Origin of the sequence: Maribacter sp. R86514, from assembly GCF_044597005.1 — a bacterium.
Taxonomy (GTDB): Bacteria; Bacteroidota; Bacteroidia; order Flavobacteriales; family Flavobacteriaceae; genus Maribacter.
In genome coordinates this window covers 396,255-422,057 of record NZ_CP138999.1, presented here as the reverse complement: position 1 = coordinate 422,057, position 25,803 = coordinate 396,255, and the positions used below count along the sequence as shown (strand labels likewise).

Sequence of the window (25,803 nt, the reverse complement as noted above, 5' to 3'; positions counted from 1 at the left end):
AACAATTATCATTAATGTAATTCCAACTCAGGCACCGATGCATTATCGACCCCTCTCTTATTCTCGTATTCTTCTTTGAGCTCCTGTAATTTTTCAGGATTTTCTTTTGCTATATTCTTTTGTTGACCTAAGTCGTTTTTCAGATTATATAACTGATAAGACTCATCATTACCCAATTCTATATTTACCTGAGTGTTAACGGCACTGCCTGGATATGGGGGTATAAACGCCCAATCTCCTTTTCTCAAGGCGGTTCTACCACCTGCCTCTATAATTAAATGGTCTCTACCTTCATCAGATTTCCCCATAAAAACATCCAATAAATTTTCGCTATCCGGCAGATTAGATGTGGCTCCCGTTAATGCTGCGAGAGATGCATAAAGATCTATTTGACACACCAACGCATCTGATGTTTTTGGCGCTATTTTACCTTTCCAATACACCGAAAATGGAACTCTTGTTCCTGCTTCAAATAGGCTGTATTTTCCCCCTCGTAAACCTCCTCTTGGTGTATGCTTTCCTAATTTCTCTACGGCATCATCATAATAACCGTCATTTAAAACGGGACCGTTATCGCTTGTAAATACGATTAAGGTATTTTCCAATACACCTTGTTTTTCCAGTTCCTTTACAAACTCACCGATCATCCAATCTGCCTCTACAATTACATCACCTCTAGGTCCCATTCCCGATGACCCTACAAATCTAGGATTAGGAGTTCTTGGCACGTGCGGTTGCTGTAATGCATAATACAAGAAAAACGGAGCGTCTTTATGATTCTTAACGTATGCCTTGGCTTTTTCCAAAAAATGGTCTGCCATGTCTACATCGCTCCATTTTGCGGCTTCGCCTCCTTTCATAAATCCAATTCTAGGTACGCCGTTAACAATACTCTGGTTGTGACCATGATGCCATTTCATAGTAGTCAATTCCGGATTATCCTTACCTGTTGCCTCTCCCTCAAAATTAGTTTTGTAGCTAACTTCTATGGGGTCGTTAGGGTCTAAGTTATCAACCTTACCGTTATCTATATAAACCGTTGGCACCCTATCTTGTGTGGCAGCTAATATGTACGAATAGTCAAAACCTAGTTGGTTGGGACCGGGAGTAATTTCTTGGTTCCAATCTACATTGCCATTTCCTAATCCTAAATGCCATTTGCCCACTATACCTGTTTGATAGCCTTGTGATTTCAGCATTTTGGGCACTGTCGGTTGGTCTGTATCTATTATTAACGGAGCCGTGCCGGGTAATATTTGTGCATTTACACGCCAAGGATATTCACCCGTAAGTAAGGCATATCTACTTGGAGTGCATGTTGCAGAACTCGCGTAACCAGAGGTAAATTTTATACCTCCATTTATTAGCTTGTCCATATTGGGTGTTCTCAATTCGGTAGCTCCGTAAGCACCTACATCACCATAACCTAGGTCATCCAAATAAATAACAACAATATTTGGTTGCTTATTTTCAGCTTCTTTTGTCTCTTTTTTATCGCTCTTTTCTCCACATGACACAAAAAGGAATATGGCTAAAAGGCCTACTAGATGTTTTAATGTTCTATTTGAAATACTCATCTTTATTATTTGTTGGTTGCTTTATATTCGTTTATCATTTTATGAAAGCCTATTTCTTCCCCTGCCAACATTCTGGTATAAGCTTTTGGCTTTTCTTTTTTCACCCACTCTAACACATCTACCGATTCTGCGTTTACGGGGTTGTAAATTTCCGTTACCGGAGTAAAGGCATTATTATAATCTAATGTCTGTTGTCTCATTTTTTGCAAAACCACTGCATATTCAGCATCTAAAACTAAATTATTTAGTTCAAAAGGATCCTTTTCCAAATCGTACAATTCTTCTGTGGGTTTTACACCAAAGAAAATCGATTCGTTTTTATTCAATTTACCCTCCTCTTTTAACCTTCTCATGACATGCACCGCAGGTCTGTAAAATTCTAAGTACGCTTGGTGGGCATCCCAAGGAATTTCTGGCTTAAAATTGCGTATATATTTAAACTTATCGGTCGTTATGGCTTTGCTTTTTTCCGGAATTTCATCCCATAAATCGCGAGAAGCAAATACCTCTGATCGATCAAACTCTTTATCCAAGAACGATTTTCCGGTCATAAAATCAGGTATTTCAACTTGTGCCAAATCTAAAATTGTTGCCGTTATATCTGTTGAGCTAATTATTCTATCATCTATTTGCCCTTTATCAATTCCTTTTGGCCACTTCACCAATAACGGAATACGCAAACCAGAATCATGTAAATAACCCTTACCTCTTATATTGCATCTGCCATTATCTCCTATAAAAATTACTACCGTATTTTCTGCAAGACCTTTTCTCTCCAATTCATTAAAAAGCATTCCCATTTCGGCATCCATGTATTCCATCTGGTCTAAATACTTGGCCCAGTCTAATCGAATAACCGGGTCGTCTGCTAAATATGGAGGAAGTTCAACATCATCAGGATTTACTGGATGCTTTGATTGTGCCCTAATATCATCCCACCAATCTCCACGGTGGGTTACGTTTAGTGTTATCTGCGAGAAAAACGGAGCATCTTTAGGTAGAAACTCATCGTACTTATCGTAAATACCAAAATTTGATTCTCCATCCCAGGTGCCAATAGGTGTATGTTTAAAATTCACATCAATCTTCCTTCCTTTTCCACGTACATCTTTATGCCCCAATATAGTCGTGTACCCTGCATCCCTTAATAATTGTGTAAACGGTACAAATGGTTTTGGCAATACCACATCTCTATTGCTGCGGTGATTATGGGTATTACTTTTCTGCTGGTGCGTACCCAAGATCATGGCAGACCTGCTTGGTGAACAAATAGGATTGGTCACAAAACAATTATTAAAACGAATGCCGTCTGCAGCCATTTGATCTAAAAAAGGTGTGTTCACAGCTTTAGTGCCGTAACATGCCAGATCCAGACTAATATCTTCTGCCATTACCCAAATGATGTTAGGTCTATTTTTTCTACTTTCTTGACTCATTAAAAACTGAACAGCGACCAAAAGAATGTATAAAAGGGACTTTTTCATTTATTTTAAGAATTGAATTTTATATACCTTATTCATTTAAACATTAAATATATCCCAAAGAAATACATATAAAACTTAATAAAAAACAACGATAACCATTTGTTGTAATCATTAAAACATCTGTTATGAATTCGATAAAACAAAAAACGGAATTTAGCAGCTCTTACTTGAAATGACCTTTAACAAACGATTACCATATGATTATGACCAAATATTTTATTTACCCTTTACTCTTCATACTATTAGTTGTAAGCTGCAAATCAAAAACCGAAAAAGCAGACAACGAAACTATTGAAACAACAAAACGTTTTGAGCCTAATTGGGAATCTATAAAAGAAAACTATAAAGACCCAGATTGGTTCAACGATCAAAAGTTTGGCATTTTTATTCATTGGGGCGCTTATGCCGTACCAGCATTTACCTCTGAGTGGTACCCAAGAAGTATGTATATGGATTCCGCTACTTTTACCGCTCAACTTAAACATCAACATTTAGGGCCCAATGAAGTGTACCTATATCACAAAGATAAATACGGTGATCAGAAAAATTTTGGCTACAAAGATTTTATCCCTCAATTTAAAGGTGAGAAATTCAATGCTACCGAATGGATAGATATCTTCAAAAAATCTGGCGCCAAGTACGTTATTCCCGTAGCTGACCACCATGATGGTTTTGCCATGTACAAGTCTAATACAACACGATGGAATGCTGTAGACATGGGACCGAAAAAAGATATTCTAGGAGAATTGTTTAAGGAAGGCCGTAAAGCGGGACTTATTATGGGAGCATCTTCGCACTATGCTTTTAACTGGTCTTTCTACAATAAAAAAGATCATTTCGATACTACTGACCCTGATTTTGCAGACCTGTATTCCACAAAAGGAAAAGACCTAACCGAACCTGTTTCTGAAGAATTCAAAGAGTTATGGTGGAATAGAACGGTGGATTTAATCGACAATTATCAACCACATATTCTATGGTTCGATTTTTATTTGGACATACCCGATTTTAAAGAATATAGACCAAAACTAGCGGCATATTACTATAATAAAGGATTGGAATGGGGCAAGGAAGTGGTTATCAATGACAAAAACTTTGACCATGAAGCTTTTCCTGAAGGCACTGTAATTTACGATTTAGAAAGAGGAAAATTACCGGGAATTAGAAAACTGCCTTGGCAAACAGATACTTCTATCGGTAAAAACTCTTGGGGTTATGTTACCAATTGGGAGTCAAAAAACACGAATGAATTAGTAGACGACCTAGTTGATATTGTATCTAAAAACGGAAACCTTCTTTTAAATATTGGTCCAAAAGCGGATGGTAGCATTCCTGAAGATCAACAAAAGATTCTTTTTGAAATTGGAGATTGGTTAAAAGTAAATGGTGATGCCATTTATGACACGGAATATTGGACCGTTTTTGGAGAAGGACCTACGGAAGTTAAAAAAGGACACCACTCTGAAGGTGACAACAAAGGATTCACTTCTCAAGATATTAGGTTCACGAAAAAAGATAATAAGCTATATGCTATTCTTTTAGCATGGCCAGAAAATAATGCCGTCACCATTAATTCATTAGCATTGGACAATGATATCGTAGAGGGTATGGATATCAAATCTATCAAACTATTAGGTAGTGATAGCGAAATTGAATACCAACAGACCAAAAACGGACTTGTCATAGATAATCTTGGTAAGAAGATAGGTGACCATGCCTTCTCTTTAGAGATTACCATGGCAGATAACATATAAAAAATTATTGTTGAGTTAGTTTTTTTAAGCAGCGCACCTTTAACAAGGTGCGTTTTAAAACTTCTGAATACTTAGAACACACGAGAATGAAATATATTACTTGCGAAGAACCTGGCACATTTACCCTTAAAGAAAAAGAGGCTCCAATAGCAAAAGCAAACGAGGCGACTTTAAAAATAAAAAGGGTCGGTATCTGTGGTACCGATTTACATGCTTACGGCGGTAACCAGGCGTTTTTTAAATACCCACGAATTTTAGGTCATGAATTGGCTGCAGAGATTATTTCCATAGCGCCAAATGAAAAAGGGTTGAAGCAAGGTGATAAAGTAGTGGTAATGCCATATGTAAGTTGCAATAACTGTGTTGCCTGTAAAGCAGGTAAAACTAATTGTTGTACCAATATTAAAGTACTGGGAGTACATACCGATGGTGGTATGCAAGAGATTATAACGGTACCCATAGATTTATTGTTACCGGCAAACAACCTGAGTCTTGAACAAATGGCTATTGTAGAACCCTTGGCCATTGGTGCGCATGCATTACGAAGAGCACAAATTACAAAAGGAGAAACCGTTGCGGTTATTGGTTGTGGTCCTATTGGGATCGGAATTATGAAATTGGCACAATTACAAGGTGCCAAGGTAATCGCCATTGATGTCAATCAACAACGTTTAGATTATGCCAAAGACAAAATCGGTGTAGACTTTATTGTCAAAGCTGATGATGATGCGGTCGCAAAAGTGAACGAAATTACCAATAACGATTTAGCCACAGCTGTTTTCGATGCCTCCGGTAATAAATTTGCCTTGGAAAGCGGACCAAATTATATGGCACATGGGGGGCAATATGTATTGGTAGGTTTGTCTAAGGGCGACCTAACTTTTAACCACCCGGCAATACATGCAAAAGAATCTACCATTATGTGCAGCAGAAATGCAACCTTGGCCGATTTTGAATATGTTATTGATGTAATAGACCAATTTCCAATAGCATCTTTTGTTACCCATACCGTCCCATATACTGAAATGATCACGAATTTTGATTCTTGGCTCAATCCTGAAACAGGCGTTATAAAAGCCATGGTGACTTTCTAGATCAATCAATAGGTATTAACACCCACACAGTTTTGTTTCTGTTCGAGAAACGTTTGTAAATTAATTTATGGATAAAAGATTTTTACACATTCACCCAAAAGATAATATTCTTGTTGCCTTACAGGATATACCAGAAGGTGCGCAAATAATTCATAAAAACATAACCATTCCTATCCCAAAAAAGGTGAAGGCCAAACACAAATTTGCCCTCTACCCTATTGAAAAGGATGCTTTAGTATATATGTACGGTTCTATTGTTGGTAAGGCTCTCGTACCCATTAAAATTGGGGAGGCAATTACTACTCAGAATTTGGTCCATGCAACGGCCAGCTATCAAGTAGCAAACCAACATTGGAAATTTACACCACCGGATATCGATAATTTTAAAGACCGAACTTTCATGGGTTACCACAGAAAAGATGGTAGCGTTGGTACTGCAAATTATTGGTTGGTAATCCCATTGGTTTTTTGTGAAAATAGAAATGTGGATGTATTGAAAACAGCATTGTTAAAACCCTTAGGATACAAAACCTCTGCTGCCGATATTATTTCTACTGAAACCCTTGTAAAGCATTATAAAAACCAGGAAAGTAAAGAAACATTCCTAAATAGTGATATAATAAAACCTGAAATCCCCAATACGGACGAACAGGTTTTCCCTAACGTAGATGGTATTAAATTTTTAAACCATGATGGTGGTTGTGGAGGTATAAGGCAAGATAGCGATACGCTTTGCAATCTTTTAGCGGGTTATATTACCAACCCAAATGTAGCCGGTGCTACCGTATTAAGTCTTGGCTGTCAAAACGCTCAGATCCCTATACTGGAAGATGCCATTAAAAAAAGGGATGCTCAGTTTTCCAAACCCTTGGTTATTCTTGAGCAGCAGCAAAGTAAAAGCGAAAAACATTTTATAGAAGACGCCGTTAAACATACCTTTTTAGGTTTAATAGAAGCTGACAAAACCAAACGTAGCAAAGCACCACTTAGTAAACTAACCCTCGGCTTGGAATGCGGTGGTTCAGACGGGTTTTCAGGTATATCTGCCAACCCTGCCTTGGGGCATGTTTCAGATATGTTAGTGGCTCTGGGTGCATCAACCGTACTTGCTGAATTTCCAGAACTAAACGGTGTAGAACAAGAACTTTTAAATAGGTGCCAAACCAAAGAAAATGCAGAAAAATTTGCAGGGTTAATGCAAACCTATTCCAAACGTGCCGAAGAAGTGGGATCAGGATTTGAGAATAATCCGTCTCCAGGTAATATAAAAGACGGACTCATTACCGACGCGATGAAATCTGCCGGAGCTGCTAAAAAAGGAGGAACCTCAATTGTTACCGATGTTCTCGATTATACAGAACCGGTAACAAAAAAAGGCTTGAATTTACTGTGTACACCAGGTAATGATGTTGAAAGTACTACTGCTCTTGCAGGGTCTGGTTGTAATATAATTTGCTTTACTACAGGTTTGGGTACACCCACCGGTAACCCTATTGCCCCAACAATCAAAATATCAAGTAATACCATACTTAGCGAGCGTATGGCAGATATCATAGATTTCAATACTGGCGGTATTATCGAGGCAAAAGCTACCATTGAAAGTAAGGGAGAAGAATTGCTGGATTATATTATTGCCGTAGCAAGTGGAGAAAAAACACCTAACGCAGTACGTTTAGGTCAAGATGACTTTATTCCTTGGAAAAGGGGAATATCACTTTAAAAAAGTATATGAAAGTATTAAATAGTAGCGCATTTCAAAGCCGTAAATCATTACCGATCAAAGTAATGCAATTTGGCGGTGGCAACTTTTTAAGGGCGTTTGTAGATATCAGTATTCAAAAAATAAATAGCGCTACAAACTTCAACGCAGGTGTTGCCGTTGTAAAACCTACAGAACGTGGTGATTATAAAGCGCTAAAATCGCAAGACGGTCTATTTTCCGTTAATCTTGAAGGGTATGCAAATGACAAGTTCGTTCAAGAATTAACATTGGTAGATTGTGTGCAAAAAGTGGTAAATCCGTATACGGAGTGGGATGCTTATTTGTCACTTGCCAAGCTTCCTGATTTACGTTTTATAATATCGAACACTACGGAAGCGGGAATTGTTTTCAATGCCGATGATGCCTTTGACAGCAATCCGCCAAAAGAGTTTCCTGCAAAGCTAACGGTTTGGCTTTTTCATCGCTTTAAACATTTTAAAGGCGACGCGGATAAAGGTTGTATGTTCTTACCTGTTGAGCTTATTGAGAAAAATGGAGAGGCATTAAAGGATTGTATTTTACAATATGCGCAACAGTGGCATCTTGGTAAAGCTTTTAAGTATTGGATCGTTCATTCCTGTACTTTTTATAACACCTTGGTAGACCGTATAGTTTCAGGGTACCCGAAAGATAAAATTGAACAAATTGAAGCTAAACTTGACTATACAGATCAACTTGCCGTTACCGGTGAACTCTATCATAGTTGGTTAATAGAAGGACCAGAAGATATTTTAGCCGAATTTCCTTTTCATAAAACTGATTTAAATATTGAATTAGTAACCGACTTGGATTCTTATAGAAATTTAAAAGTTCGTATTCTAAACGGCGCACATACGTCAATGGTTCCCGTTGCATACCTTTTAGGGCAACGTTTGGTTAAAGATGCCATGGACAATGTTTTAGTTGTTAATTTCATTAAAGGTGTATTGATGAATGAGGTACTACCTACTTTAGATTTTCCTAAAGATTACAAACAACAATTTGCCAATGATGTGCTTACCAGGTTTAAAAATCCTGCTTTAGAACATCAATTGATCAGTATTGCATTGAACAGTACCTCAAAATTTGTGACACGTTTACTTCCTACATTAAAAGATTACCTAGAAATAAAAGGAAGTCTTCCCGCAAACATCACATTTGCATTAAGTGCCTTGATTCGCTTTTATGAAGGGAATTTTAATAATGAAAAGATAGACCTAAACGATAAGTCTTCAATACTTGAATACTTCTCCAACACTTGGCAGCAATTCAGAGAAAATAATATTGATCTAAATACACTGACCTCACAAATATTGGGCAATACCGATATATGGAATGAAGACCTCAACCAGATATCAGGATTAACGAGCAACGTAACCCATAATCTCAGCAATATAGAACAGTACGGATTTGAAGAAGCCATAAACCTAATAAACCAAAAATAACAAAAGACAAACTGACTATGACGATAGATGCACATCAACATTTTTGGCAGTATGAACCTCAAAAGCATGCTTGGATAGATGATGACATGGCTGTTATTAGAAGAGATTTTATGCCAAGAGACCTTATTACCGAATTAAAGGTAAATGAGATTGATGGATGTGTTGCCGTACAAGCGGACCAAACCATAGAAGAAACCAATTTTTTAATTGATTTAGCATCAGAAAATGACTTCATAAAAGGCGTTGTTGGTTGGGTAGATTTTCGTGCTTCTACCATTAAAAAGGATTTGGAAAGGTTTAGTAACAATACAATTGTCAAAGGATTTAGGCATGTGGTACAAGGCGAACCCGACCCAAACTTCTTATTGAGTAAACCTTTTTTAAACGGAATTAAACAACTAGAGCAATATGGCTACACCTACGACATTCTAATATTTCCGCATCAACTTGGGGCAACTTTAGAGTTTGTAAAGCAATTTCCAAATCAAAAATTTATGATTGACCATATAGCAAAACCCTATATAAAAGATGGTTTTTATGATGGATGGGCAACATTGATGAAAGAAATAGCATCACACGAAAATGTGTATTGCAAATTATCGGGCATGATAACGGAAGCGGATTATAACAATTGGAAGCCTAACGATATTATGAGATATCTAGATCTTGTTTTAGCCTCTTTTGGAGCTGATAGATGTTTATTTGGCTCGGACTGGCCGGTGTGTTTAGTTGCTGGTAGTTACGGTCAAGTAAAAGAACTGATCACCAATTATATTACAAATTTTAGCACCGATGAAAAGGCTAGAATAATGGGTAACAACGCGGTGGAATTTTATAATTTATAAAGTATGGATTTAAGACTAAAAGATAAAATAGTAGTTATAACAGGCGCTGCAGGCTTAAGAGGAAGTATTGGGCAAACCATTGTAGAAGAATTAGCCAAAGAAGGCGCTATACCGGTAATAGTATGTAGAAATGACCGAGGATTCGAATATGAAAAAGAATTACAGGACAAAGGTGTGGACAGCATTTTTGTAAAGACCAATTTAACCGATGTTGCCCAAATAGAAAAAGCTGCCAAAATCATTGGTGATAAATATGGTAAAATAGATGCCTTGATCAATAATGTAGGCGTAAACGATACAGTGAGTTTAGACGATAGCATTGAAAAATTTATGCGTTCGTTACAATTAAATTTGGTAAGCTTTTTTGCCATGACCAAATTTTGTTTGCCCTATCTTAAAAAAGCAAAAGGTAACATTTTGAATGTAGGTTCGAAAGTTGCACTTACAGGACAGGGCGGCACTTCTGGCTATGCCGCTTCAAAAGGTGGTGTATTAGGTTTAACGCGTGAATGGGCGGTAGATTTGATTCCGTTTGGCATACGATCTAACGCATTGATCATTGCCGAAAGCTGGACGCCTGCCTATGAAAATTGGATCAATAGTTTAGATAACGGAGATGAGAAATTACAATCTATCGTTAAGAACATTCCGTTAGAAAATAGAATGACTTCTCCGCTTGAAATATCAGACGCCGTATTATTCGCAATTTCCGAAAGGTCATCGCACACAACTGGGCAATTTATAACCGTTGATGGCGGCTACGTACATCTGGATCGTTCTTTACTTTCCGAAAAATAAATTCACCTTAACCAACCACTCTATATGAATTCATCTGAAAAAATACCCGTAGTTTCCAAATCTGTTTTGGTGCCTTTTATCTTGATTACTTCGCTATTTGCTTTGTGGGGCTTGGCAAATGACATGACCAACCCGATGGTACGCGGTTTTCAAAAAGTACTGGAACTCACCAATACACAGGCATCGTTGGTACAATTGGCTTTTTATGGCGGTTATTTTACCATGGCCATACCTGCAGCGTTATTCGTAAACAAATACTCTTATAAAAAAGGGGTGCTTTTGGGCTTAGCGCTTTATGCCTTGGGGGCATTATTATTTTACCCGGCAGCCGCTTTTGAAAGCTATCCGTTTTTCTTATCGGCATTATATGTGCTTACCTTTGGGTTGGCTTTTTTAGAAACAACTTCTAACCCCTACATTCTTTCTATGGGTGCCGAAGAAACAGCAACAAGACGATTGAACTTTGCACAAATGTTTAACCCCATGGGTTCTATTTTAGGCTTATTGGTGGCTCAGAATTTTGTGTTGGGCGCTTTACAATCTGATGATACTACGGCAGACGGGACACCTATTTACGATACCTTATCGGAAAGTGCAAAGGCTGCCATCAGAACATCTGACCTAGAAATTATCAGAAATCCGTATGTGCTTTTAGGGGTTGTAGTCCTTGTTTTTTTCGTGTTGATCAGCGTGGTCAAAATGCCACAAAACAAACATCAAGAAGCTAAGGTTGTTTTTAAAGATTCGGTTAAACGTTTATGGAAACAACCAAAATTTGCTTTTGGAGTGGTTACACAGGCATTTTATGTAGGTGCACAAATTATGTGTTGGACCTATGTGTACCAATATGCCGAAACGTTGGGCATAGATGCAAAATCTGCTGTTTGGTACGGACTGGCAGGTTACATTGTTTTTCTTGTGGGTAGAACAATAGGTACTGCGCTTATGGCTAAAATAGATTCGGGTAAATTATTAATGCTTTTTGGCTTAGGCGGAATGCTGACTTTACTAGGAGCAATATTCTTGCCCGGTATGTTAGGTATCTATTCCTTAGTGGCTACTTCATTATTTATGTCCATCATGTTTCCAACTATCTATGGTATTGCTTTAGAAGGGCAAGGAGAAGATGCTAAATTTGGCGCTGCCTTTTTGGTAATGGCCATTGTTGGTGGGGCACTACTACCCTTCTTACAAGGTTACATGCTAGATTTAGGTGGTGTGGGCTATGAAGATATAATTATACTGGGCGTGACAGAAATGCGCTTTTCTTTTATACTATCGCTAATCTGCCTTGGTGTAGTTGCCTTTTACGGTAGAACGGTCTATAAAAAATATCACACCAACTAATTAGCTAATTTATGAGTAGTTCAAAAAGACTTTGTTTTTCATGCGATTTAAAAGATAATCCCGATTTAATAGCTGAGTATAAAAATTACCATGCAAAGGGAAATGCTTGGCCAGAGATTACCAAGAGTATTAAAGATGCCGGTATCATAGATATGCAGATTTATCTCATTGGTAATAGAATGTTCATGATTATGGAGGTTGATGAAACATTTGATCCTATTAAAAAAGCTAAAATGGATGCCACAAACCCTAAAGTACAAGAATGGGAAAAACTAATGTGGAAATTTCAACAAGAACTTCCTTGGGCTGAAAAAGGAGAAAAGTGGATTGCATTAGAACAGATATTTCAATTATAACCAACTAAAAAAAGCTACTCTAACGAGTAGCTTTTTTTATGATTTATGGGTTGGTGGACCACAATGCCGCTGATTTGAGCATTGCCCTTCTAGGTAACTTTAACCCCGATACAATGAGCTCGGCAAAATCACTGGGCTGTAATGTATTTTCTTCACTGCCTTTTTTCGCAAAACCAAGCTCAATGGTCATGTCTGATTCTATAGTACTTGGTGTCATCGTAATTACCCTAATATTATGTTTGCGCACTTCTTTCATAAGGGACTCTGACATACCTACAACCGCAAACTTAGATGCGGAATAAGCAGATACATTAGGGTTTCCATTAAGACCCGCCGTAGAAGCTATATTGACAATATCACCGCTACTACGTTCTACCATTTGCGGCAACACTTCTTTGGTCACATAATACATGCCCATAAGATTGGTCTGTATCATTTGTTCCCACTCGCTTACCGGCATTTCTAAAAATGAGCCTACACCTGCAATACCAGCATTATTGACCAAAATATCTATATGACCCATGGTATCTATAATACTTTTAATCCCTTCTTTTACAGAATCATAATTGCCAACATCAAAGACAGCGTACATAGCTTTTATACCCAATTCTTGCAATTCCACTACCGTGGTCTTTAAGTTTTCCTCATTTCTACCTGTTATAGCAATAGAAACGCCTTCTTGTGCCAAAGCAATAGCCGTGGCTTTACCCAAACCTCTTCCACCACCGGTTATTAGCGCTGTTTTATCTCTTAAATTTTCCATTTTCTTTTTTCGTTCAGTTTCTTTATTACTCTTTATCCGTCCAGAAATCCGTTACCAAAACACCGCCAATGATAGGTCCGACTTTCTTTACCAAATTTAGATGTGTTTTATGGAACAAGTACTTTTCCCTGCCATGTTCATCATTAAAAGTAATGACAAAAGTATGCGTAAATCCATCACTATGACCTTCGGTGCTATCGTTTTCTCCCCATTCTATATCCACGATTTCCGGTATGGTATTCTTTAAATTCAAAAAAGTCTGTACTGCCTCGTCTACCTGCTTTTCGGTAGCATCTTCAGTATATTTTAAGTTTACGATATGTCGCAACATTTTTCCTTCGCGTTCTATTTTTGGCGCAATCTCATAACTGGCCACCTTGTTCAATTCAAAACTCATGGAACCGGCCACTAATAAATTTTTACCGTCTATTTCCAATGCGCGTAATCCGTAATAAATAGGAAAGCCTGTCTCCAAATAATTTAACGGACTCAATTGTCCCTCAGCATCCAATCTTAACAACTGAATGCTTGCATCGTCTCGAGTACCTACGGCGAATATGGCAGAATCTTCGGTCACCGAAACTACTTCTATACGGGTCTGCCCTTGTAATTTGGTAGTTTCATCGTCCTTTAAAACAAAATGCGGAACCAACGCACCTTTTCTATTCACCTTAAATACACTTACGCCATCACCATGGTAATAAAAATCCGTATTCTTGATGAATCCGTTTTGTTCGTAATACTTATGATGCCTATGCCCTACCACTACATAATGGTTATCGCCAATAGTAGCTCCTGTTACAGGGTATGCGCCTGTTAGATAGCGATCTGTGGTATTATCATCAATGTTGTTCACATTTTTAAATGTACCATCCTCGTTAATTCTAAAACTACTTACACCATTATCTTGAAAACCACTGGTATATAAATATGTTTTGCCCTTTACCTCATGAATGAACATACCAATAATACCATCTGTATGCAACTCATCGGTATCTTTCATAGATTGTACATGAGTGAGCTCCCCATCGTCGTGAATTTTAAAACTACTCAACCCCGGAGTCTCTTCAAGACCTCCTATGAACAAGTAGGATGCATTTTTCATGTGAACTACCTGCAAAGTAATGGCAACACCTAAATGTGTTTCTGATGTATCTTCAACCAACGCAACCTGTTTTAGTGAACCATTATCCTCAATTTTAAAGGTCTCTATTACGTTACCATATTTGTTGGCAATAAAAAGAAAGTCGGTACCATTAATATGATCTGCCACCATACCTCTTGCCGGACCTTTTTGTTTGTATAATTCGTGATTGCTTACCGGAGTTAAAATACCGTCTGCATCAATTTGAAAAACATCTACATTACCTACACCACCGGCATACACAAAATGCTTTCCGTTTTTTTCGTAGCTAGTAATGGAAACCGTATTCTTCCCTGATATATCTTTAAAATCTTTTCGATATAACATTGGATTCGTTACATCTTGTGCTTTGGTCAACGTACTTATTAACAGTATTAGCGTGACCAATGCGGCTTTCATATGAATTTTCATTGTGTTCTAGTTTTTGGTTAAAATTGATGCTGCACCAGCATTTGCAATAATTCTATCTTCTTCTATGGTACCGCCGCTAACGCCAATGGCACCAATTATCTTACCGTTTTTATTTTTTATGGGCACCCCGCCCGGAAAAGTCATAAGTCCGCCATTACTATGCTCAATATTATAAATGATACCGCCAGGCTGTGTTAATTCGCCCAACTCGCCCGTATCAATATCAAAATAACGTGCTGTTTTGGCTTTCTTGATGGCTACATCTATACTGCCTAAAAAAGAATCGTCCATTCTAACAAATGATTTAAGATTTGCACCTGCATCTACCACAGCAATATTTACCAAAACATTCATAGACTCCGCTTTTTGCTTTGCTATTTCCAAGGCTTTCATAGCTTGGTCGTGACTAATATCAAACGGATTTTGTGCATTTAACTGTATGGATATCAATGCGATGAACAGCATAATTCCATATTTTTTGATTTGTTCGGTCAACATAGTTTTGTATTTATTGGTACTACTTTACAAAAATCAAAAACCAATTGCATAAAAAAGTTGAACTAGTTCAACTCTGTTGAAATTATTATATTTTTTTCTTCCCAAAACCTCTAAAAACAAAACTAGCTACTGTACCATTTTCTAAGGTTCAGTAGCCAGTGCAATGTATTTTTAAGATGATGAAATAGTTATTTAATCATTCCAATGCTTGTCTATGACCTTTTGTATGTGCGGATAATTTTTATCGGTTTCGTTCAGTTCTTCTCGCACCTTCACCAATTCTTCTTTTAAATTAGCTATTACCTCTTTATACTTAGGGTCATTGTAGGCATTGTTCATTTCTTTGGGATCGTTCTTTAAATCATAGAACTCCCAAGCCACTGGTGTTTTATTGGTAAAATCATTACCCCAGCTTGCTTTATTATATTCAACGTTGGGGTCGTCTGTATCTACCCAATACCTGCCGTAAAAGAATATTAACTTATAATCTTTGGTTCTTAGTCCGAAATGTGCCGGATTCTGATGTCTGTGCGCCAAATGCATCCAATAACGATAATAAGTAGATTGCGGCCAGTCTTCTGGTTCCTCCCCTGTTTCCAAAATTGATTTAAAACTATTGCCTTGCATATAATCTGGTGCGCTACCTCCTGCTAGTTCAATAAGTGTAGGAGCAAAATCGGTATTATTGACCATAGCATCTGAACGTGTACCTGCTTTAATTTTCTCAGGATAACGAACAAAGAAAGGCATACGCATAGATTCATCGTACATCCACCTTTTATCGATATAATCATGTTCCCCTAACATAAAACCTTGATCACCGGTGTACACAATGATTGTATTCTCTAACAAATCATTTTCCTCCAAATATGTAATCAACCTTTTTACATTGTCATCTACCCCTTTAACACAACGCAAATAGCGTTTTAAATAATCTTGATATACCTTTGAGGTTATCTCTTTTTCCTCTGGTGTTAACTGCCATTTTTTATGCTCATCTGTCCCAATTGTATTTTGATCTCTATACTGCTTGTAAATAGAGCTATCGGTATAAATATTCATGGCTTGATTACGAATTAAATTTCGTCTAGAAACCGATGAACCAATAATACGCGTAAGCGAATCGTTCATACCTCTAGTAGCTACCGAGCCATTGTTTTTATTATCATATAAACTCTCTGGTTCTGGAATAAAGGTATCTGCCAAATAATCATCATAACGCGGAGCATTTTCAAAATCATCATGAGGTGCTTTATAATGATGCATTAGAAAGAAGGGCTTTGATTTATCCCTACCCTTATCTAACCAATCTATGGTATTATCAGTGATAACATCAGTAGAATGACCTTCTGTTTGCACTACATTGTTTGGCCATTCTTGCTCTCCACGCACTCTAAAATCGGGATTAAAATATTTGCCTTGAACCGGAAGCACCTTGTAGTAGTCAAATTCGGCAGGTTCATCATGCAAATGCCACTTACCGATAATTGCAGTTTCGTAGCCCAATTTTTTCATCTCTTTCGGCAAATATTGCTTCGCTGGCGGTAACGCACCTTCCAAATCTAACACTCCGCTTGTTTGCGCTCTTTGCCCAGATATTATAGCTGCCCTACTTGGTACACAAATAGAATTGTTTACAAAAACATTCTCCATCAACATACCCTCATTTGCCAACTTATCTAATGTCGGCGTCGGGTTCAAAGATGCCAACCTACTACCATAAACGCCCAAACCTTGGGTAGTATGGTCATCTGCCATAATGAAAATGATATTTGGCTGTTTTTTTTCTTCTTTACCATCTGTCGATTTTTCGTTACTGGCCATAGAAGAAAGCACCAAGGCGAACATTAAAATTTTAAAGACTTTTTTCATTCTGATATGTATTGAGCTTTTATTTTTTTACGATGGATAGATAGTATGCTGGAAATTGTACATTGTCTTCAGTGGTAAAACTTGCAGAAAGATTATATGATCCCTTTTTTAAGTATTGCTGTAATTGCACATAGGTTCTATTTCCATCAGTATCTATATTCTTTTTATTATCTCCAATTTGAATACTTGCCGAGACTATCTCTATTCCAACGCCAGCTGACAAACCGTCTTTATTGGATGTTGATGGAATGGGATTCGTATTATCGTTAATCTTTAAATTTGATTCCGTTGGGTATCTACTTAAATTAAATTGGTACAAACCTTCTTCTTCTACATGCACCAAATAATATCCTTCAGGCTTCAGTTCTCCTTTGCGAATTAAATTTTGATTCCATGGTATAGCATCCTCTGAATGTAAATCATGAATGGTCACCAACACTGGCTCTTTACTAAGGTTATGCAACGGAATGCTAGCATAGTGCATATCTTTTTCTGTGCTTGTCCACCAATCTTCATAAAACGCTTGCATATTCTTTACTCGCTCTGGAAATTTCGAACTCAAGTCTTCTGCCTGACCAAAATCGGTATCCATGTTGTAAAGCTCGTTGCCGTTAACCAAGCGCCACTGACCTTGCATAACGCAACTATTTCTGTCTTTTACAGGCCATTGCAAACGTTGGGTATCTACTACCAACATTCGGTCCTCTAATTTCTTGTTCGGATAAAACACTTTAGAAACATCGGTACCATCCAACTCATTTTTTGGAGTAAAGTCCATGCCACAGAGTTTTGCTAACGTAGGCAACATATCTACATGAGACACTAGATCATTGCTCTGTTTTAACTTATCGGCTGTTATATTTCCTTTTGGCCAATGGATTAAAAACGGCACTCTATGACCGCCATCATAAGGACTACTCTTTGTTCCTTTTAAATTCGCATTATAACCCGTAACCGTTCCATTTTTCTTGCCGATACCTGCCGCCGTACCATTATCAGTAGTAAATATCAAAATCGTATTTTCCAATTTCCCCGAAGACTCCAAATATTCCATCAGCTTACCTATATTGTTATCTATATTGCTGATCATTCCATAAAATCTTTTTTGTTTTTCATTTAGATCAGCATCTGCATACATCTCTAAATATTCTTGTGGAACGTTAAAAGGGCCATGAGGTGCATTTAAAGCTAGATATGCAAAAAAGGGAGTATCTTTCTGATCTTCAATATATTTTACAGTTTCCTTGAACCAGACATCTGTACAATACCCTTCAAACTTTTCGGGCACCCCATTTCTAAAATAAGTGTCATCAAAATAATCGTTGTTCCAATAATCGGGTGTTTGCCCTATGCCACCACCGCCATGATATAAGGCATCTTTAAAGCCCCTATCTTGTGGTCTATACGGATAATTATCGCCTAGATGCCATTTACCGAACATGGCCGTATTATAGCCGTTATCTTGAAAAACTTCTGAGATGGTTTTCTCTTCTTTGTTCAATATAGAGCAGCCACCAATGGTATGCCAGGTATTGTTTCTATTACTATTACGACCGGTAAGCAAACCGGCTCTAGATGGTGTACAGGTCGTACCCACATGAAAATTGGTAAGCTCGGTAGACCTTGCCGCTAAGGCATCGATATGGGGCGTTTTAATTATGGTGTTACCGTGAAAACCAACATCACCGTACCCCTGATCATCTGTCATAATAAAAATGACATTCGGTTTGTGAAATGCATCTGAACTTATTTCAGAACCACTTTCTTTACATGAAGCGGTAATTATTACAATTGTACATAAAACGAAAAAAAATGTTTTGATGGTTTTGATCATTGACTATATGTTCTTATGATTCTTGTTCTACCTTGGTCTTTTTAATATACTCGCTGGGTACTACACCAAATTCTTTTTTAAAACATTTAGAAAAATAAGATGCCGTATTAAAACCTGTTCTAAACATAATTTCCTTTACGGAATAGTCGCTGTTATCCAATAATTGAATGGCTCGTTTTAAACGAATATTTCTAATAAATTCACTTGATGACAGACCGGTAAGTTCTTTGAACTTTAAGTATAGGTTACTTCGACTATGTCCCATTTCTTTCACCAGCATCTCTACATTAAAATCGGTATTCATCATGTGCTTTTCTACCATCTCAACCGCTTGCTGTAAAAACTTTTCATCTAAAGATGTCACGGTAACCTCTTTTGGTTGTAGCGTAATTTCTTTCTTAAATCGTTTACGAAGTTCTTCCCTATCTTTAAGTATGTTGGCTACCTTAAGCTCTAAAACCTGAACATTGAACGGCTTCTTTAAATAGGCATCGGCACCGTGCGACAAACCTTCTATCTCACTTTCTTGCGAAGTTTTAGCGGTTAACATAATTACCGGAATGTGGCTGGTGATATTGGTAGTTTTTATTGTTTCACAAAACTCAATACCACCCATTACAGGCATTACTACATCGGTAATAATAATATTCGGCAATACTTTTTTGGCAATCTCCATACCACGTTCACCATTATTGGCTTCAAAAACCGTGTAGGTCTTACCCATTACTTGTTTAATGAACTTTATAATATCTGGATTGTCGTCTACGATAAGTAACACCGGATTTTTAGACCTAACCTTAGATAAATTGTAATCTTCTAGTTCATCATTTAAGTCTATTGCCAGTGACTCAGCCTCAGACGATCGTACCAGATAATCATTGTCCGTTATTTCTTTACAACTAATATCTTCTGCAGCTTCATACGCTTGCTTATCCGTTGGTAAAATAACCGTGAAACAAGAACCACCACCCTCATTATTATCTACAGAAATGCTACCTAAATGTAGCTCTACCAAACTTTTGGTAAAGGCAAGACCAATACCAACGCCTTTAGAGTTTACTTTCTCATTTTCTTTCTCGGTATAATATTTTTCGAATATGATGTTCTTTTTAATATCAGAAATTCCCAAGCCGGTATCTTTTACTTTTATGACCACGTTCTCTTTTTCTGAAAACTCCTCTGTTTCAGTATCGATTACCACAGTGATTTCGCCTCCTTCGGGAGTAAATTTGAATGCATTAGACAATAGATTATTAATGACTTTCTCTAAAGCATTGTGATCAAAATAGGTTTTATAATGTTCTTCTGAAGAAACAATATTAAACTTGACCGATTTATTGAAAGCCAATAACTGAAAGGGCTCTGCTACTTCTTTAATAAAAAAGACAATATCCGTATGCCTTACGACCAAAGACATTTTACCTTGATTTATTTTTCTAAAATCTAACAATTGATTCACCAATCTTAACAGGTAATTGGTGTTTTTATGCATGAGTTGATATTGCTCTTTTAAACCAGATGCCTCCATATCGTCTTTTCCGCTAAGCAAATATTCCAACGGTGCTTTAATCAATGTCAACGGAGTTTTAAACTCATGGGATATATTCGTGAAAAAATCAAGTTTTAATGTCTGTAACTCATCATTCTTCTCTTTTTCCAAATACTCCAATTCTAATTGATGCTTTTTAGAATTACTGATGATTGTAAATCTCCATAAACCTGCGAGTAATAATAAAAACAGTAAACTGTAAATGATGTAAGCTATGGTAGTTCTATGAATTGGCGGCTTAACCGTTAGGTTTAATCTATAGGGTGTGGTATCCCATAAGCCATCATTATTTGACGACTTCACCTGTAAGGTATAATTACCAGGTTCTATGTTCGTGTAAGTGGCAAATCTTTTATCGGAACCGGTGTACACCCAATCGGTATCAAAACCCTCTAGTTTGTATGCAAACTGATTCTTTTCTGGTGCAGAAAAGTGTAATGACGAAAACTCGAACGAAAAGCTATTTTCACTATAATTCAGTGTAATATCTTTGACTTCAGATATATTCTTATCCAATAAAACCCTACCATTTACTTCTTCACCTACAGCAATCTCCTCATTGAAAATCGAAAGCTTGGTGACCACTGTTTCGGGCGATGTTTCGTTATCGTATATTTCTCTCGGATAAAATGCGTTAAAACCATTAATACCACCAAAAATCAATTCCCCATCCTTGCGTTTTACCGCTGCCAATTCTTGAAACTCACTGTCTTGCAAACCGTCTGCTACATCAAAGTTTTTGAAAACTTCTTTCTCGGTATCGAACATGGACAAGCCTTTATTTGTAGAAATCCACAATTTTCCCTGTTCATCTTCCAAAATTGCCTTAATGACATTATTTGGCAACCCTTGCGCTATACTATAAGTTTTGAAAGTAGCCGAATCACCATTTTCACCGGGAATTAATTTATTCAATCCACCACCAAATGTACCCACCCAAAGCGCTCCCTTTCTACTCTCAAATAGAGATAATATGTAATTATGGCTTAGTGAAGACGGGTCGTCGTTTTCATTCTTATAAACTTTAAATTTCGGTTGTTCTTTGTACTTTTCGGTTATGGTCAACTGACTAAGACCATCGCCTGTAGCGATCCATATATTTCCCTTACTATCTTCATAAATATTTCTAATTATATTGTTTGATAAGGAATTACGACCATTAGAATTTTCTTGAAAGTTCTGCTTTAAATATTCGCCGTTATCGTCTTTTATCCATCGATATAAACCGCCTGAATATGTACCTATCCACAAATTATCATGAGAATCGTTCAACAAACTAAAAACACTACGTTGTAGACCCTCAAAACCAACTTCTTCAGCAATACTGTTTTGAGGATTTGTAATATCTATTCTAAATAAATAAGGATAAGTTTGACCGCCCTCTAAAAGATATTTTCTGCCTTTATAAGTAATCTCCTCTAAGGCAAATACTTTTCGCAACTTGTTATTTGAAGTAAAGGTGGAATACTTCTCTTTACCAGTATCTGTTCTATTTAAGCCACCACCTTCTGTACCTACCCAAAGTGTACCGTTGCTATCTTCAAAAATTGCCCTAATTTTATCATAGCTAAGACTATTTTTTCTTAAGTCGCGTTTAACATGCTTAAAACTTTTTCTGTTGGGGTCAAACTTGTTTACCCCACCACCATTGGTACCTACCCATAAAATACCTGTTCTATCAATATATAAAGAGGTTATAACATTTTTACTAATACCATTTTCATCTTCTGGTCGATACCTGAACGACTTTATTAAACTAGGCAGTTTTAAACTGGAAGAATTATCAAAATAATACAGCCCGTTGTCGGTACCTGCCCAAATATGATTTTGGTCATCAAAAGCCAATGATGTGTATTTACCATCTGAGATTTTTATAAATTCAGCGTCTTCCCCATTTCCTTGAACAAATAGACCTTGACCAGTACCAATAATCAATTTATTATATCGGTCTTGAGCTATTACACCAACCGATTCCGTACCAAAACCTATTTCATCGCTGATTAGTTTAAAATAAGATTTGCCCTGAGCATCGAGCTTTAGCTGATATATACCCAAATGACCGCCTAATAACAATTCGCCATCAGAATTTTCATAGATAGAGTTAATTACACTACCGTCTTGTTGCCCCCCTATATCCTCAATTACAAATTTGAACTTTTGAAACTTAACACTATCGACAGATACCGATAGGTCTACCATATTGACGTCTTCTTTAGTGGCAACCCACAATCTATTTTTACTATCTATATATAGTTTGGTTACATAGTCGCTAGAAATACTATATTCATCGTCTTTATCGAACTTAAATTGCTTAAAAGTTTCTCTCTCTTTATTGTAATAAAACAGACCGTCACCTGTACTACCTATCCATAAATTTCCCTTATCGTCACCGGTCATGGCATAGATAAGATTACTATTTATGTTGGTGCTTTTTTGATCTGGTTTAAATACGGTAAAAGAATAGCCGTCATATCTATTTAAACCATCATGTGTACCAAACCACATATAACCATACGTATCTTGATAGATGCAGTTAACATCACTTTGAGAAAGACCATCATCAGTACCAATCTGATCAAAATAAAAATTTTCTTGAGCTTGTACCACAAGACTACATAAGCATACGATAAGTATGAAATACCGCTTCAATTTTACGGATGCCATTAGTACCTTAAATTGTCCTTTTATACACAATTTACTTAGTATTGCTTGAGCTAAAATTGGGAGAATATTCATGAACAATAAAAATGATAAAATTTATACTAATCCTATAAATGAAATGATTTCATATGTAGAAGATATGGTTTAAATTAAAGACATATGGTGATTTACCAACCTCATCGTAATTTAACCATACTGTATTAAATATTACATAAGACACTTAAAGTAAAGTACTTAAAAATAAACTATAGCATATTCAATTATTTTAAATCACTATTCATCTAATTAATAGAAATAAGAATTATGACGTAAAGTAGATAAACATGATATATAGCAAATGCTTTCTGATAATCACTTTATTTAAGGACTACAAAACCACCTACATCTAAAATAAACTTGAAAAAATATTCTATTGAATACTCTGCCTCATCAATCCTTCTTGGGCTACAGAAGCAACCAAAACACCTTTTCTATCATAAACACTACCTCTTGCAAAACCACGAGAGTTAGATGCACTTGGGCTATCCATACTATATAACAACCATTTTGTAATATCAAAGTCTCTATGAAACCAAATAGCATGATCTAAACTGGCGTAAAACGTTTCTCCTTTATTCAACTCTTCTCGGTGTGGCAAAGTTGCCGTCGTCAGCAAATTATAATCAGAGGCATAGGCCAATAACTGTTGCTGCATAGGCAAACTAATTTCAGTAGCATCAGAAGTTTTAAGCCAAGTATTAAAGAAAGGAGAACCATTCTCTACCAACTGTGTGGTAAATTTTTCTACTGGTTTAAATTCGAACACCTTAGGCTGTATCGCTTTAAGTCTTTTATATGCTGTAGGATGTAAATCTTTTATCTCTTCAACCTGTTCTAAACTTGTCGTTAATTTCTCTGGCGGAATTAAATTGGGCATTGGAAACTGATGGTTTACTCCGTCAGTTTTTACCTGAAAAGATGCCGCCATATTAAAAATAGCTACTCCATTTTGTTTCGCCACTACTCTTCTGGTAGTAAAACTGCCCCCATTTCTAATGGTATCTACCTCATAACGAATAGGATATCTCAAGTCTCCACCCAAAATAAAATAACCATGTAACGAATGGGCTATACGATCTTCTGGAACAGTTTGATAAGCAGCATGTAAAGATTGTGCTAACACTTGCCCTCCAAAAACCCTTCCCCAAGGTGCTTGGTAGTTTTGTCCTTCAAATATGGTTTCTTCTATTTTTTTTAGAGTTATCAACTCTACTAATTCCTTAATTGTCTGCATGTATAGTAACTAATTGTAAGTGGAACAATTTAAGTATAAAAAATAAAAGTTAGTATTCACATTCATTGAATTTCAACAACAATTTTACAAAGTAGATGTATTCAATTTAAGATGAACAGCATACAATATCTAAAACCTACTGCCAATGAAAATATAATTAAACGAAACTTTAAAATAAGAAGAGCATCAAATGAAAAATATGAACGCTCCTAATTTTTAAATTACTTTATTTATGTAGTGTCAAGATAAAAGTACGGCGCAGTTCGACCTTGCTGTTTATTTCCTCTAACCTTCTACTCTACTTTTCTAAGTTGACAAACCCTATGAAAATGGTTACCCCCCTCTTTTCTAAAGTAAGCACATATCTAACAAATGTTACTACCCAACTTGATATAACCTGAATTAGATACCACTAGTTGGCATTTTATATGCTCGCAAATTTTTGTTTACATTATATTTTTCTTCTGAATATGGATTCTTCAAAAGCTACATTACAAAGTAAAACAATACTTACCAAATTAGTTTATATCATAAATGATAGTCAAAGATCAAAAAAGACCGAAAACTAATACTTCAAGATAATCTTTTTAATTTCAATACAATAGATAAACGAATCTGAAACTTATACTTTAAAAAGAAGGTTGTTTCTCGAATTGCTAATATTTAGAAATCAATAAATACAACAAAATCCTTATATTTATGGAGTCCCAAAAGGTATTTATAAATAATGAATGCACCCACCAATACAGATTATTTACAAAATCTAAAAAACAAAATTCTTTCATATACAGAAGTTGACGAAGAGCTTTTGAACCAATGGTTACGCTACTATAAAAGAATTGATGTTAAAAAAGGAGATACATTAATTTCTCCCGGTCAAATAGTGGATCACTTTTACTATGTTGCTAAAGGATGTATTTACTATTATAAATTAGAAGACGGTGAGCAAAAAGTACTAGAGTTTTATACAGATGATATTTTCTTTACAGACCTACCCGCTTATGTAAAAGAAACAACTTCAGATTATTATTTAAGAGCTTCTGAAAACACCGTCGTCTACGGCATTTTAAAGACAGATGGTGAAAGTTGTTTCGAAAAATCTCATCAATTGGAACGTTTCGGCCGACTATCAATGCAAGAAGCATTTATGAAAATTTTTACCCGGGTAGAGCGATTAAGCAACAGAACCAATGAAGAACGTTATTTGCGTTTATTGGAGAAAAGACCTGATCTACTTCAAAGGGTGCCACAGTACCTAATTGCTTCATATTTAGGGCTAACCCCTGTAGGACTTTCAAAGATTAGAAAGCGAATTAGCATTTCTCAATAAATCCAGCTTTTTTAAGAACTACTCATT

18 protein-coding genes are annotated in these 25,803 nt (G+C 36.5%); 9 read left to right on the top strand and 9 right to left on the bottom strand.

Features of this window, described 5'->3' with window-relative positions; all coding sequences use genetic code 11:
- Positions 1-11: 11 nt before the first annotated feature.
- Both SJY30_RS01785 and SJY30_RS01780 read right to left on the bottom strand, forming a co-directional pair.
- On the bottom strand, positions 12-1,577 hold the full coding sequence (locus tag SJY30_RS01785) for an arylsulfatase (protein ID WP_396633908.1): 1,566 nt from the start codon (positions 1,575-1,577) through the stop codon (positions 12-14).
- Between the two features lie 5 nt (positions 1,578-1,582).
- The gene (locus tag SJY30_RS01780; protein ID WP_396633907.1) at positions 1,583-3,061 is read right to left on the bottom strand and encodes a sulfatase-like hydrolase/transferase; all 1,479 of its coding nucleotides are present in this window, start codon (positions 3,059-3,061) and stop codon (positions 1,583-1,585) included.
- 203 nt (positions 3,062-3,264) lie between these two features.
- Between SJY30_RS01780 and SJY30_RS01775 the strand changes: the two genes are divergently transcribed.
- The 8 genes from SJY30_RS01775 to SJY30_RS01740 all read left to right on the top strand — a co-directional run bounded on the left by SJY30_RS01775 (position 3,265) and on the right by SJY30_RS01740 (position 12,441).
- Positions 3,265-4,815: an alpha-L-fucosidase gene (locus SJY30_RS01775; RefSeq protein WP_396633906.1), complete on the top strand. Its 1,551-nt coding sequence runs from the start codon at positions 3,265-3,267 to the stop codon at positions 4,813-4,815.
- Positions 4,816-4,901: 86 nt separating this feature from the next.
- Positions 4,902-5,909, top strand: coding sequence for a zinc-binding alcohol dehydrogenase family protein (locus SJY30_RS01770; protein ID WP_396633905.1), 1,008 nt, complete (start codon positions 4,902-4,904; stop codon positions 5,907-5,909).
- Positions 5,910-5,976: 67 nt separating this feature from the next.
- Positions 5,977-7,629 carry a UxaA family hydrolase gene (locus SJY30_RS01765; protein WP_396633904.1) on the top strand — a complete coding sequence of 551 codons (1,653 nt, stop codon included), beginning with the start codon at positions 5,977-5,979 and terminating at the stop codon, positions 7,627-7,629.
- A gap of 8 nt (positions 7,630-7,637) precedes the next feature.
- Positions 7,638-9,095 carry a tagaturonate reductase gene (locus tag SJY30_RS01760; protein ID WP_396633903.1) on the top strand — a complete coding sequence of 486 codons (1,458 nt, stop codon included), beginning with the start codon at positions 7,638-7,640 and terminating at the stop codon, positions 9,093-9,095.
- Positions 9,096-9,112: 17 nt separating this feature from the next.
- Entirely contained in the window at positions 9,113-9,940 is an 828-nt protein-coding gene (locus SJY30_RS01755; RefSeq protein WP_396633902.1) for an amidohydrolase family protein, read from the top strand.
- A 3-nt stretch (positions 9,941-9,943) separates the two neighbouring features.
- On the top strand, positions 9,944-10,738 hold the full coding sequence (locus SJY30_RS01750) for an SDR family oxidoreductase (RefSeq protein WP_396633901.1): 795 nt from the start codon (positions 9,944-9,946) through the stop codon (positions 10,736-10,738).
- Positions 10,739-10,762: 24 nt separating this feature from the next.
- The gene (gene fucP, locus SJY30_RS01745) at positions 10,763-12,085 is read left to right on the top strand and encodes an L-fucose:H+ symporter permease (RefSeq protein ID WP_396633900.1); all 1,323 of its coding nucleotides are present in this window, start codon (positions 10,763-10,765) and stop codon (positions 12,083-12,085) included.
- A gap of 11 nt (positions 12,086-12,096) precedes the next feature.
- A complete protein-coding gene (locus SJY30_RS01740; protein ID WP_396633899.1) occupies positions 12,097-12,441 on the top strand; it encodes an L-rhamnose mutarotase in 345 nt (114 codons plus the stop codon).
- A 43-nt stretch (positions 12,442-12,484) separates the two neighbouring features.
- On the opposite strand, the gene SJY30_RS01735 is transcribed toward SJY30_RS01740, so the two are convergent.
- The 7 genes from SJY30_RS01735 to SJY30_RS01705 all read right to left on the bottom strand — a co-directional run bounded on the left by SJY30_RS01735 (position 12,485) and on the right by SJY30_RS01705 (position 24,446).
- Positions 12,485-13,204, bottom strand: a complete 720-nt coding sequence (locus SJY30_RS01735) for a 3-ketoacyl-ACP reductase (RefSeq protein WP_396633898.1) — start codon at positions 13,202-13,204, stop codon at positions 12,485-12,487.
- Between the two features lie 25 nt (positions 13,205-13,229).
- The gene (locus tag SJY30_RS01730) at positions 13,230-14,759 is read right to left on the bottom strand and encodes a Dabb family protein (protein WP_396633897.1); all 1,530 of its coding nucleotides are present in this window, start codon (positions 14,757-14,759) and stop codon (positions 13,230-13,232) included.
- Positions 14,760-14,765: 6 nt separating this feature from the next.
- Positions 14,766-15,224 carry a heme-binding protein gene (locus SJY30_RS01725; protein ID WP_396635296.1) on the bottom strand — a complete coding sequence of 153 codons (459 nt, stop codon included), beginning with the start codon at positions 15,222-15,224 and terminating at the stop codon, positions 14,766-14,768.
- 225 nt (positions 15,225-15,449) lie between these two features.
- Positions 15,450-17,129 carry a sulfatase gene (locus tag SJY30_RS01720; protein ID WP_396633896.1) on the bottom strand — a complete coding sequence of 560 codons (1,680 nt, stop codon included), beginning with the start codon at positions 17,127-17,129 and terminating at the stop codon, positions 15,450-15,452.
- 19 nt (positions 17,130-17,148) lie between these two features.
- The gene (locus SJY30_RS01715) at positions 17,149-18,963 is read right to left on the bottom strand and encodes an arylsulfatase (protein WP_396633895.1); all 1,815 of its coding nucleotides are present in this window, start codon (positions 18,961-18,963) and stop codon (positions 17,149-17,151) included.
- Between the two features lie 13 nt (positions 18,964-18,976).
- Positions 18,977-23,176, bottom strand: a complete 4,200-nt coding sequence (locus SJY30_RS01710) for a two-component regulator propeller domain-containing protein (protein ID WP_396633894.1) — start codon at positions 23,174-23,176, stop codon at positions 18,977-18,979.
- Between the two features lie 406 nt (positions 23,177-23,582).
- Positions 23,583-24,446 (bottom strand): acyl-CoA thioesterase, encoded by an 864-nt coding sequence (locus SJY30_RS01705; RefSeq protein ID WP_396633893.1) that lies wholly within the window; start codon positions 24,444-24,446, stop codon positions 23,583-23,585.
- A gap of 727 nt (positions 24,447-25,173) precedes the next feature.
- On the opposite strand from SJY30_RS01705, the gene SJY30_RS01700 reads away from it, so the two are divergent.
- Positions 25,174-25,776, top strand: coding sequence for a Crp/Fnr family transcriptional regulator (locus tag SJY30_RS01700; RefSeq protein WP_396633892.1), 603 nt, complete (start codon positions 25,174-25,176; stop codon positions 25,774-25,776).
- The last annotated feature ends 27 nt before the right edge of the window (positions 25,777-25,803 follow it).

Bases quoted from the DNA above. Each gene is read 5' to 3' on its own strand.
- SJY30_RS01785 (WP_396633908.1), bottom strand. From the start codon at position 1,577: ATGAGTATTTCAAATAGAACATTAAAACATCTAGTAGGCCTTTTAGCC.
- SJY30_RS01780 (WP_396633907.1), bottom strand. From the start codon at position 3,061: ATGAAAAAGTCCCTTTTATACATTCTTTTGGTCGCTGTTCAGTTTTTA.
- SJY30_RS01775 (WP_396633906.1), top strand. From the start codon at position 3,265: ATGACCAAATATTTTATTTACCCTTTACTCTTCATACTATTAGTTGTA.
- SJY30_RS01770 (WP_396633905.1), top strand. From the start codon at position 4,902: ATGAAATATATTACTTGCGAAGAACCTGGCACATTTACCCTTAAAGAA.
- SJY30_RS01765 (WP_396633904.1), top strand. From the start codon at position 5,977: ATGGATAAAAGATTTTTACACATTCACCCAAAAGATAATATTCTTGTT.
- SJY30_RS01760 (WP_396633903.1), top strand. From the start codon at position 7,638: ATGAAAGTATTAAATAGTAGCGCATTTCAAAGCCGTAAATCATTACCG.
- SJY30_RS01755 (WP_396633902.1), top strand. From the start codon at position 9,113: ATGACGATAGATGCACATCAACATTTTTGGCAGTATGAACCTCAAAAG.
- SJY30_RS01750 (WP_396633901.1), top strand. From the start codon at position 9,944: ATGGATTTAAGACTAAAAGATAAAATAGTAGTTATAACAGGCGCTGCA.
- fucP (WP_396633900.1), top strand. From the start codon at position 10,763: ATGAATTCATCTGAAAAAATACCCGTAGTTTCCAAATCTGTTTTGGTG.
- SJY30_RS01740 (WP_396633899.1), top strand. From the start codon at position 12,097: ATGAGTAGTTCAAAAAGACTTTGTTTTTCATGCGATTTAAAAGATAAT.
- SJY30_RS01735 (WP_396633898.1), bottom strand. From the start codon at position 13,204: ATGGAAAATTTAAGAGATAAAACAGCGCTAATAACCGGTGGTGGAAGA.
- SJY30_RS01730 (WP_396633897.1), bottom strand. From the start codon at position 14,759: ATGAAAATTCATATGAAAGCCGCATTGGTCACGCTAATACTGTTAATA.
- SJY30_RS01725 (WP_396635296.1), bottom strand. From the start codon at position 15,224: ATGCTGTTCATCGCATTGATATCCATACAGTTAAATGCACAAAATCCG.
- SJY30_RS01720 (WP_396633896.1), bottom strand. From the start codon at position 17,129: ATGAAAAAAGTCTTTAAAATTTTAATGTTCGCCTTGGTGCTTTCTTCT.
- SJY30_RS01715 (WP_396633895.1), bottom strand. From the start codon at position 18,963: ATGATCAAAACCATCAAAACATTTTTTTTCGTTTTATGTACAATTGTA.
- SJY30_RS01710 (WP_396633894.1), bottom strand. From the start codon at position 23,176: ATGGCATCCGTAAAATTGAAGCGGTATTTCATACTTATCGTATGCTTA.
- SJY30_RS01705 (WP_396633893.1), bottom strand. From the start codon at position 24,446: ATGCAGACAATTAAGGAATTAGTAGAGTTGATAACTCTAAAAAAAATA.
- SJY30_RS01700 (WP_396633892.1), top strand. From the start codon at position 25,174: ATGAATGCACCCACCAATACAGATTATTTACAAAATCTAAAAAACAAA.